Annotated in this window: 9 protein-coding genes; 4 read left to right on the forward strand and 5 right to left on the reverse strand. The window is 75.0% G+C overall.

Features of this window, described 5'->3' with window-relative positions; genetic code table 11:
- Positions 1-19 precede the first annotated feature (19 nt).
- The 5 genes from ACZ5OX_RS08995 to ACZ5OX_RS09015 form a co-directional block, all read right to left on the reverse strand.
- Positions 20-1,225: a sensor histidine kinase gene (locus ACZ5OX_RS08995; RefSeq protein ID WP_465629343.1), complete on the reverse strand. Its 1,206-nt coding sequence runs from the start codon at positions 1,223-1,225 to the stop codon at positions 20-22.
- The gene (locus ACZ5OX_RS09000; protein WP_465629344.1) at positions 1,222-2,037 is read right to left on the reverse strand and encodes a response regulator; all 816 of its coding nucleotides are present in this window, start codon (positions 2,035-2,037) and stop codon (positions 1,222-1,224) included. Before ACZ5OX_RS09000 ends, ACZ5OX_RS08995 begins: the two co-directional genes overlap by 4 nt.
- Positions 2,034-2,921, reverse strand: a complete 888-nt coding sequence (locus ACZ5OX_RS09005) for a hypothetical protein (RefSeq protein ID WP_465629345.1) — start codon at positions 2,919-2,921, stop codon at positions 2,034-2,036. Before ACZ5OX_RS09005 ends, ACZ5OX_RS09000 begins: the two co-directional genes overlap by 4 nt.
- A 211-nt stretch (positions 2,922-3,132) precedes the next feature.
- Positions 3,133-3,876, reverse strand: a complete 744-nt coding sequence (locus ACZ5OX_RS09010; protein ID WP_465629346.1) for a class F sortase — start codon at positions 3,874-3,876, stop codon at positions 3,133-3,135.
- An 82-nt stretch (positions 3,877-3,958) separates the two neighbouring features.
- Positions 3,959-4,402, reverse strand: coding sequence for a sortase-dependent protein (locus ACZ5OX_RS09015; RefSeq protein ID WP_465629347.1), 444 nt, complete (start codon positions 4,400-4,402; stop codon positions 3,959-3,961).
- Positions 4,403-4,950: 548 nt separating this feature from the next.
- Between ACZ5OX_RS09015 and ACZ5OX_RS09020 the strand changes: the two genes are divergently transcribed.
- From ACZ5OX_RS09020 to ACZ5OX_RS09035, 4 genes are all read left to right on the forward strand, one after another.
- Positions 4,951-5,247 carry a hypothetical protein gene (locus ACZ5OX_RS09020; RefSeq protein WP_465629348.1) on the forward strand — a complete coding sequence of 99 codons (297 nt, stop codon included), beginning with the start codon at positions 4,951-4,953 and terminating at the stop codon, positions 5,245-5,247.
- A 168-nt stretch (positions 5,248-5,415) separates the two neighbouring features.
- On the forward strand, positions 5,416-5,649 hold the full coding sequence (locus ACZ5OX_RS09025) for a hypothetical protein (RefSeq protein WP_449790981.1): 234 nt from the start codon (positions 5,416-5,418) through the stop codon (positions 5,647-5,649).
- A 147-nt stretch (positions 5,650-5,796) separates the two neighbouring features.
- The gene (locus ACZ5OX_RS09030) at positions 5,797-6,345 is read left to right on the forward strand and encodes a methylated-DNA--[protein]-cysteine S-methyltransferase (protein WP_465629349.1); all 549 of its coding nucleotides are present in this window, start codon (positions 5,797-5,799) and stop codon (positions 6,343-6,345) included.
- Between the two features lie 360 nt (positions 6,346-6,705).
- Positions 6,706-8,130: a family 2B encapsulin nanocompartment shell protein gene (locus tag ACZ5OX_RS09035; protein WP_465629350.1), complete on the forward strand. Its 1,425-nt coding sequence runs from the start codon at positions 6,706-6,708 to the stop codon at positions 8,128-8,130.
- Positions 8,131-8,262 lie beyond the last annotated feature (132 nt).

Here is an 8,262-nt window from a genome sequence, read left to right on the forward strand (position 1 = left end):
CCTTTCGTCGTGGGTGGGGTCAGTCCGGGGGGAGGGTGAGGGTGGCCAGCGCGCCGCCGTCGGGGTGGTTGGCGAAGGTCAGGGTGGCGCCGATGACGCGGGCGTGGCCGGTGGCGATGGTGAGGCCGAGGCCGTGGCCGCGGCCGCGTTCGGGGGCGTTGGTGCGGAAGCGTTGCGGGCCGTGGCGCAGGAGGTCCTCGGGGTAGCCGGGGCCGTGGTCGCGGACGGTGATCCGCAGGCCGTCGATGTTCAGGTGGACGGGCCCGGCGCCGTGGCGGTGGGCGTTGAGGATCAGGTTCCCGAGGATGCGGTCCAGTCGGCGCAGGTCGGTGCGGACCTGCCGGTCGGCGGCGATCTCGACGGCGACGTCCAGGCCGGTGAGGGAGACGGTGCGGCGCGCCGCGCGTTCCAGCGGGACGGCGGAGAGGTCGGGGGACTCGGCGTTCGCGTCCAGGCGGGAGACCTCCAGCAGGTCCTCGACCAGGCCGCGCAGCGCCTGGACCCGGTTCTGCACGAGTTGGGTGGGGCGCCCGGGCGGCAGCAGTTCGGCGGCGGTGACCAGTCCGGTGAGCGGGGTGCGCAGCTCGTGGGCGACGTCCGCGGTGAAGCGCTGCTCGTCCTCCAGTCGCCGGTGCAGGGTGCGGGACATCAGGTCGACGGCGGCGGCGAGGTCGGCCACCTCGTCCTTGCCGTCGACGAGTTCGCCGATCCGGGTGTCCGTGCCGCCGGCGGCGATGCCCCGGGCGGCGGTGGCGGCGGTGCGCAGTCGGCGGCTGATCCGGTCGGCGACGAGCACGCCGGCCAGCACGGTGGTGAAGACCGCGGCGACGACGGTGAGCAGGATGATCCGGTCCAGGTCGGCGATGGCCTGCCGGTCCTGGGCGAAGTCGACCCGGACGGACAGCACTCCGTTCTGCACCGGCCCGGCCGCCCACATCGACTCGCCGGTGCCGTCGCCGGCGAGCAGTGAGCCGTGCCGGCCGCCGGCGGCGAGGGCGCGCAGCCGTTCGGGCAGGGCCGGGTCGTTCACGGCGCCGCCGCGGGCGGCCGGCTCGATGTCGCGGCTGTAGGCGTCCAGCGCGGAGTCGAGGGCGGCGAGCGCGGAGGTGCGGGCCTGGTCGACGTGCTGACGGATCATCGCCTGGTGGACCAGCAGGCCGACGGCCACCGCGACCAGGACGGCGATGGCGGCGACGGCGGTGGCGATCTGGCGGCGCAGGGTCATGCCGGGCGCCGCAGCTTGTAGCCGAAGCCGCGGACAGTCTCGATCCGGCCGGAGCCGATCTTGGCGCGCAGCCGCTGCACATGGACGTCCACGACCCGGCTGTCGGCGCCCCACTCGTAGTCCCAGACGCGTTCGAGCAGGGTGGAGCGCTCCAGCACGTTCCCGGGCGCGGCGGTGAACTCCAGCAGCAGCCGCAGTTCGGTGGGGGTGAGCGGGACGAGGCGGCCGTCCACCCGGACCTCCATGCTGTCGGTGTCCACCTGGAGGCCGTCGAAGCTGCGGAGGGCCGGGGAAGGGGCGGACTCCGGCGCCTGCGGCGGCTGCGGCGCCCCGGGGGTGCCCGAGGGCGCGACGGGGGCATCGGCGACGGGGGCACCGGCGACGGGGGCGTCGGACAGCGCACCGGGCAGGGCGTCGGCCGCCGGGACGACGCGGACGCGGCGCAGCACGGTACGGATCCGGGCGACCAGGACGGCGCTCTCGAAGGGCTTGACCACGTAGTCGTCGGCCCCGGCCTCCAGCCCGGAGACCACGTCCACCGGGTCGGTCCGGGCGGACATCATCAGGATCGGCAGCTGGCTCTCCTCCCGGATCCGGCGGCAGAGGCCGACCCCGTCGAGCAGCGGCAGCATGACGTCCAGCAGGAGCAGGTCGGGCCGGACCGCGTGGAAGGCCTCCAGTCCCTCCAGGCCGTCGGCGGCCGTGGTGACCGGGAAGCCGTAGCGCTCCAGGGCCATCCGGGTGGCCTCGCGGATCACCTCGTCGTCCTCGACCAGGAGGATGTGCGGAGGGGCGGTGGTGGTGGGGCTCATCGCTTGGCCTCCGGGAACACGAGGGGCGGGGACGGCGCGGACGGCGCGGAGGCCGCGGACGGGACGGAGGGTGGGAGGGGCGCCGAGGTCGGCCGGGCGGCGCGCGGGGACGGGACGGCGGCCTCGGGGGCGGCCTGTCTCGTCGGCGGCGGGACCGGGCGTACCGCCGGGCCGGTGTCGGGCGTGGGGGTGGCCGTCGGGCGGTTGTCCGGGCGGGTCGGCGGGAGCAGGCCGACGCCTTCGTCCCGGCGTTCCTTCAGGACGAGCCGCTTGCCGTCCCACGCGTAGTGGCTGCTGGTCCGGGCGTCGACGCTGGTCGGCTCGTACAGCCACAGGTCGGTGCCGACGGTGGCGGCGTTGAACGTCGGCAGCACCGGCACCTGGAGGATCGGCAGCAGGCGGTCCTCGACGAGGGTGTAGACGTGCAGCACGACCTGACGGGGGGTGGTGACGACGGTGAGCAGCTCGGGCCGCCCGTCCTCGGTGAGGTCGCGGAACTCGGGGGTGCGGATCGAGCAGCCCGTGCAGGAGCCCAGCGCCTGGCGCTCCTCCGCGCCGACCTTCGGGTCCTTGGCGAGGACGGCGCGGATGTCGACGGCGGTGATGTCGCGCCCTGGGACGGTCAGGTCGGGTACGGGCTGCGGCGGTTCCTGGGTGACGTCGGCCGCGGTCGTGTCCGGCGGCGGGTAGGTGGGCAGGTCGGGCCAGAGCGGTTGGCGTACCGCCGGCGGCGTGACGGTCTGGCTGGGACCCTGGTCGCGCAGGCCGCCGGGGGTGGCCCGGCCGAAGGCCAGGGCGGCGAGGGCGAGGACGGCGGCCAGGCCGGCCAGGGCGGCCACCGGAACGGCGGCGGGTCGGCGGCGGGGTGGTGGTGTTGCTGCCACGGTCGGTGCTCGTCCTCCTGCTCTCTCCTGCGCTCTCCTGCTCTGCGTCGGCGCTTCGGCCGGTCGCCCGTCGGCGCCCCGTCGGCGCCCCGTCGGCGCCACTCGTCACCGCCCCCTGGCACCGCCTCCCGGCACCGCCTCCCGTCACCGCCCCGTTCGTAGGTCGCGCGGGCGGCGGCCGGTGGTTCCGCGACGGTGGCGCGGGCAGCCGTCAGGCCGGGTCCGCCAGCACGATGATGTTGTCCGTCCAGTGGCCGTCGACGCCGATCCGGCCGCCGCAGGTGATCAACCGGAGCGCTGGTGCGGGCGTGTCGCCGTACACCTGGGCGGTCGGGAAGTCGCCCTTGGCGGCCTGGAGCAGCGTACGGACCTTGAAGTCCACGGTGCCGCCGTCCGCGCGCCGGATCCGGATCAGCTCGCCGGGCCGCAGCTTCGGCAGCTGCTTGAAGACCGCCGGGCCGTGCACGGTGTCGTAGTGCCCGATGAGCACGGCGGGGCCGGTCTCGCCGGGAGTGGGGCCGTTGCGGTACCAGCCGACCTCGTCGCCCCGGTCGGCCGACGGCACCTCGACGGTGCCGTCGGGGTTCAGGCCGAGGTCGGCCACGGGCGCGTCGACTCCGACGGAGGGGATCAGCAGGCGGGTCGGCGGAGAGGCCGGGTACGGCTTCGGGGCGGGCGTGTTCCCGGGTGCGGACCCGGGCGGGGCGCCGATGGTGCCCGCGGCCGCCGCCGGGGTGTCGGTGACGGCGCCGTGTCCGGAGCTCTCGATCCGTACGACCGGGGTCTCCCGGCCGGACAGTGCGAGCGAGGCGCCGAGCACCAGGCAGAGCAGACCCGCGGTGCCGAAGGCGGTGCGGCGCAGTGGGCCCGGGCCGGGGCGGGGGGCGCGTCGGTGGCCCCGGCGGTGGTCCCGGCGGTGGTCCTTGGCACGTCGGTGGCTGGCGGTCCCCGCCACCGGGGCGGCCCCGGCGCCGCTTCCCCGACTGGCCGGGTACGGGGAAGCGGCGCCGGGGTGCCCGGCGGACTCGGGACCGTTGTCAGCCGCGCGCACCGGAGCGGCGGCGCAGGACGGCGAAGCCCAGGGCCGCGGCGCCGACGGCCGCGACGGTGCCGCCACCGGCGAGCATCAGGCCGGAACCGCCGGAGGCGCTGGAGCCGTCACCGGCCTGCGCGGCGCCCTTGGGCACCTCGCGGACCTGCGGCCGGGCGCCACCGGGGGCGACCGGGGCCGGGGTGGCGGTGGCGGCGCCCGTAGACCCGGCCACGGCCGGCGAGGGCTGGGCCTTCGGGGGGACCGGCATGGCGGTCCTCGCCGCCGAGTCGACGCCCGGGACGGCGTGGGTGGGCGTCGCCGTCGGCTTCGGCACGCCGTCGGCCCAGGCCTGCCCGCCGGTGACGGTGGCGAGCAGCGCGGCGCCGGTCAGGGCGCAGGCGGCCAGGACGCGGCGGGCGGGGGAGTAGTGGGTACGGCCCTTGCTCATACGGGGTGTCTCCATCTGCTTCGGTCGGTACGTGTGGCCGCCGGTCCACGGTGCGGTCTGCGGGACCCGGCGGGCTGGTGGCGCGGGACGTCCGCCGTCGGCGCCGGACGCGGGCGTCCTCGTCGCGGACGCCTCCGGCCGCTTCGCCCGGTTCTGCGGGTTCGGCCGGTGGCGTCGAGGACGACGGTAGGAGGGCCGTGTCGCGGTCCTCGGCCGGTCGTGTCACGGCCGCCCATCGGCTGCGTAACGGCGTGACGGCGGTCGTGGCGTCCTCCGCCCGGAGGACGCCCCGTCCGGGCGGTGGTGCTCCGCCCGCCGGTGGGTGCCGCCTTCGAAGTCCAGTCGGGGCCAAGGGTGTTGGCGTCGCGTCCGCCGCCCGTCCGTCACGTCCACCGCCCGTCCGCCGCGCCTGCCGCTGCCCGCCGCCCGCGACCGCTGTGCCCGCCGCCCGCTCGCGGTGGCGTCTGTGGCGTCTGTGGCGTCCGTGGCGGCACTGGCGCGGGCCCTACCCTCCTGGGCGCTCGCGGCGGGGGCGGGGCCTGCCCTGGGTGGCCGTGGGCGCGCTGGTGGCCGGGCTCGGCTCGGCGGTCTGCGGGACGCTCTGCGACACCACCACGCAGAAGTGGGTGCCGGTGGAGCTGCTCGGCCGGAGGATGGCCTTCGGCGTGCCGGGTGCCTTCGCCCACGGCCCGCTCGGGCCGGCGGCGGCCGGTCCGCTGGCGGACCGGTTCGGCGCGGGCGCCGTGCTGCTGCTCGGGGCGGTCCGGCAACTGGCGGCCGGGGTCGTAGTGTTGACCGTACCGGCGGTACGGAACCGCCGCTGGGAGGAGGGCCCGGACAGCTGACCAACCCCTCGGACGGCTTCGGGGCGCACCCCCGGCCCACCGCGCACCGCGCCCGGCCGGCCCCGGAGCGCGAACGGCTGCCCCTCCCGCGCACGTGCGCCTCCGCGGCGGGCGGGGCGGCCGACCCGGACGTACGGTGGAAGTCGGGGGTGACGGAGGAGGTCGATCATGCCCGGCTCGCTCACCATCAGCCATCACGGGTCCGCGGCCACACTGGACCACGTGGACGCGCAGCGGCTCGCCACCGTGCTGGCCGACCTTGCGTACCTGCTGGAGATCCCGGGGCCCGACCGGATCACCGACGAACAGCTCGCCGTGCTGTGCGAGGGGCGCACCCCGGACCGTGCCGAGCTGGTGCACTGGTGCGCGTCGAACGCCCGCGGCCTGAAGGGGCAGCTCTGACGGAAGGGGCAGCTTCGACCGGAGCCGCTTCGACCCGGAGCCGCTTCGGCCGCCGACCGCCCGCCGTACGATGGCGCGCGGGGCGGGGACGCCCCCCGGGTGCCGGGGTGGCCGGCGGCCGGTCCGGCGGAGGGTGGGGGCCCGAGCGTGCCGCAGTCCTGGTCGATGTCCTGGCTCACCGTGCCCACCCCGCTGCCCAGCGGGCCGATGCGCGTCGCGGTGACCCCGCTCGGCGTGGTGTCGGCCGGTTACGGCGGGCCGAGCGGGGGTGAAGTGCCGCCCTGCACCGACGAGTCGAAGATCGCGGCCGTCACCGGGCGGATCGGCGCCTACCTGGCGGGCCGCACCCGCGAGCTGGGCCTGCCGATCGACTGGAGCCTCAGCTCGGGCCCGCACCGCGCGGTGCTGCAGACGCTCTGGCGCGAGGTGCCGTACGGCCGGACCATCACCTACGGCGAACTGGCGGCCCGCAGTGGGGTGTTCGAGGGTGTCACGGAGCCCGGACTGGCTGCCCGCACGGTCGGGCAGATGATGGCCGCCAACCCGGTCCCGCTGCTGGTGCCCTGCCACCGGGTGGTGGCGGCGGACGGGATCGGCGGCTTCGGCGGCGGCCGGGTCGGGATCGAGGTGAAGCGCTGGCTGCTCACCCTGGAGGGGGCGTTGGAGCCGACCCTCGACTGGGACGGCCCGCTGTAGGGACGGTCTGCAGTGGCTCCGGCCCGCTGCAGGGGCGGCCCGCAGCAGCTCCAGCCCGCTGCAGGAACGGCGCGCGGCTGCTCGCGGATCGCGTCGACGCGCGGATCGCGTCAACCTGCGCATCGTGTCAAGGGGTGGCGTCGGCGGGGGCGCGGATGCGCGAGGATGGGTCCTGGCACGCCGATATGTTCGAATAAATAGTCGAACAATATCGATCGGGTGATCTATTCGTACTATTTGTTCGGCCATTCCGAACCACTCGAACGAGTGATTGCGGGCTGCCCTCGAATGGGCCCACCATGAAGCTGCAACACGCATGTGCAAGGCGACACTTCATCGGGTATGCGAAGGGCTCCCCTCATGTCGACCGAAACCAATGCCGGTATTCCCGCGCCCGCGCCAGGTGCGCGGTCGGAGATCCGGCAGCAGCAGAGTCTGAGCACGGCGGGCGCGCGGAACCTCGCGACGACCACCAAGTCCGCGCCGCAGATGCAGGGCATCAGTCCGCGCTGGCTGCTCAGGAAGCTGCCCTGGGTGCAGGTGTCCGGCGGCACCTACCGGGTGAACCGCCGCCTGCGCCACTCGGTCGGCCGCGGTCGGGTGAGCTTCGTCAAGACCGGCGCCGAGGTGCGGGTCGTCCCGCCCACGCTGGTCGAGGTGCCGGCGCTGCGCGGCTTCCAGGACGAGGCCGTGCTGGAGGAGCTGGCCGCGCGCTTCGTGCAGCGGGACTTCGACGCCGGTGACGTCCTGGTCCGGGCCGGGGCGCCGATCGCCGAGGTGTTCCTGATCGCGCACGGCAAGCTCGACCGGCTGGGCACCGGCAAGTACGGCGAGGAGACGGTGGTCGGCACCCTCGCCGACGGCGACCACCTCGGCGACGAGGCGGTCCGGCAGAACGGCGGCGAGTGGCCGTACACCGTCCGCGCCGCGACCTCCGGCACCGTGCTGACGCTGTCCTGGCCGGCCTTCCAGGAGCTGCACGACCGCTCCGAGGCGCTCCAGCTGCAGATCATCGAGTACCTGAACGGCTTCCAGCAGGCGCAGAACAAGCACGGCGAGGCCGCGATCGACCTCTCCGCCGGCCACCAGGGCGAGTACGAGCTGCCCGGCGCCTTCGTGGACTACGAGCTGAAGCCGCGCGAGTACGAGCTGAGCGTCGCGCAGACCATCCTCAAGGTGCACACCCGGGTCGCCGACCTCTACAACCAGCCGATGAACCAGACCGAGCACCAGCTCCGGCTGACCATCGAGGCCCTGCGCGAGCGCCAGGAGCACGAGCTCGTCAACAACCCCGAGTTCGGCCTGCTCAGCAACGCCGCGTACGAGCAGCGGTTCCAGACCCACTCCGGCCCGCCCACCCCGGACGACATGGACGAGCTGCTCAGCCGCCGCCGCAGCACCAGGATGTTCCTGGCCCACCCCAAGGCGATCGCCGCCTTCGGCCGGCAGCTCAACAAGCGCGGCCTCTACCCCGGGACGGTCGAGGTCGAGGGCCGGCAGATCATGTCCTGGCGCGGGGTCCCGGTCTTCCCGTGCAACAAGATCCCGATCGTCGGGGGCACCAGCTCGATCATCGCGATGCGGATCGGCGAGGACAACCAGGGCGTCATCGGCCTGCACCAGACCGGAATTCCGGACGAATACCAGCCGAGCCTTTCGGTGCGGTTCATGGGAATCGACGACAAGGCCATCATTTCCTACCTGGTGAGCGCCTACTACTCCGCCGCGATTCTGGTGCCGGACGCGGTCGGCGTCCTGGAGAACGTGGACATCGCGCAGTACTGACGGTTCGCGGGGCCGGCCGCAGGGCCGCGGGGGGCGTTGGGGGGGAACCCCTGCCCCCGCCAGAAGGAGTGTGCCCAGGTGTGTCGCACCCCCTGCCACCACCGCCCCCACCCCCCCCACAGAGGCAAGCGA

The sequence above is a fragment of the Kitasatospora sp. NPDC032121 genome (assembly GCF_055580145.1).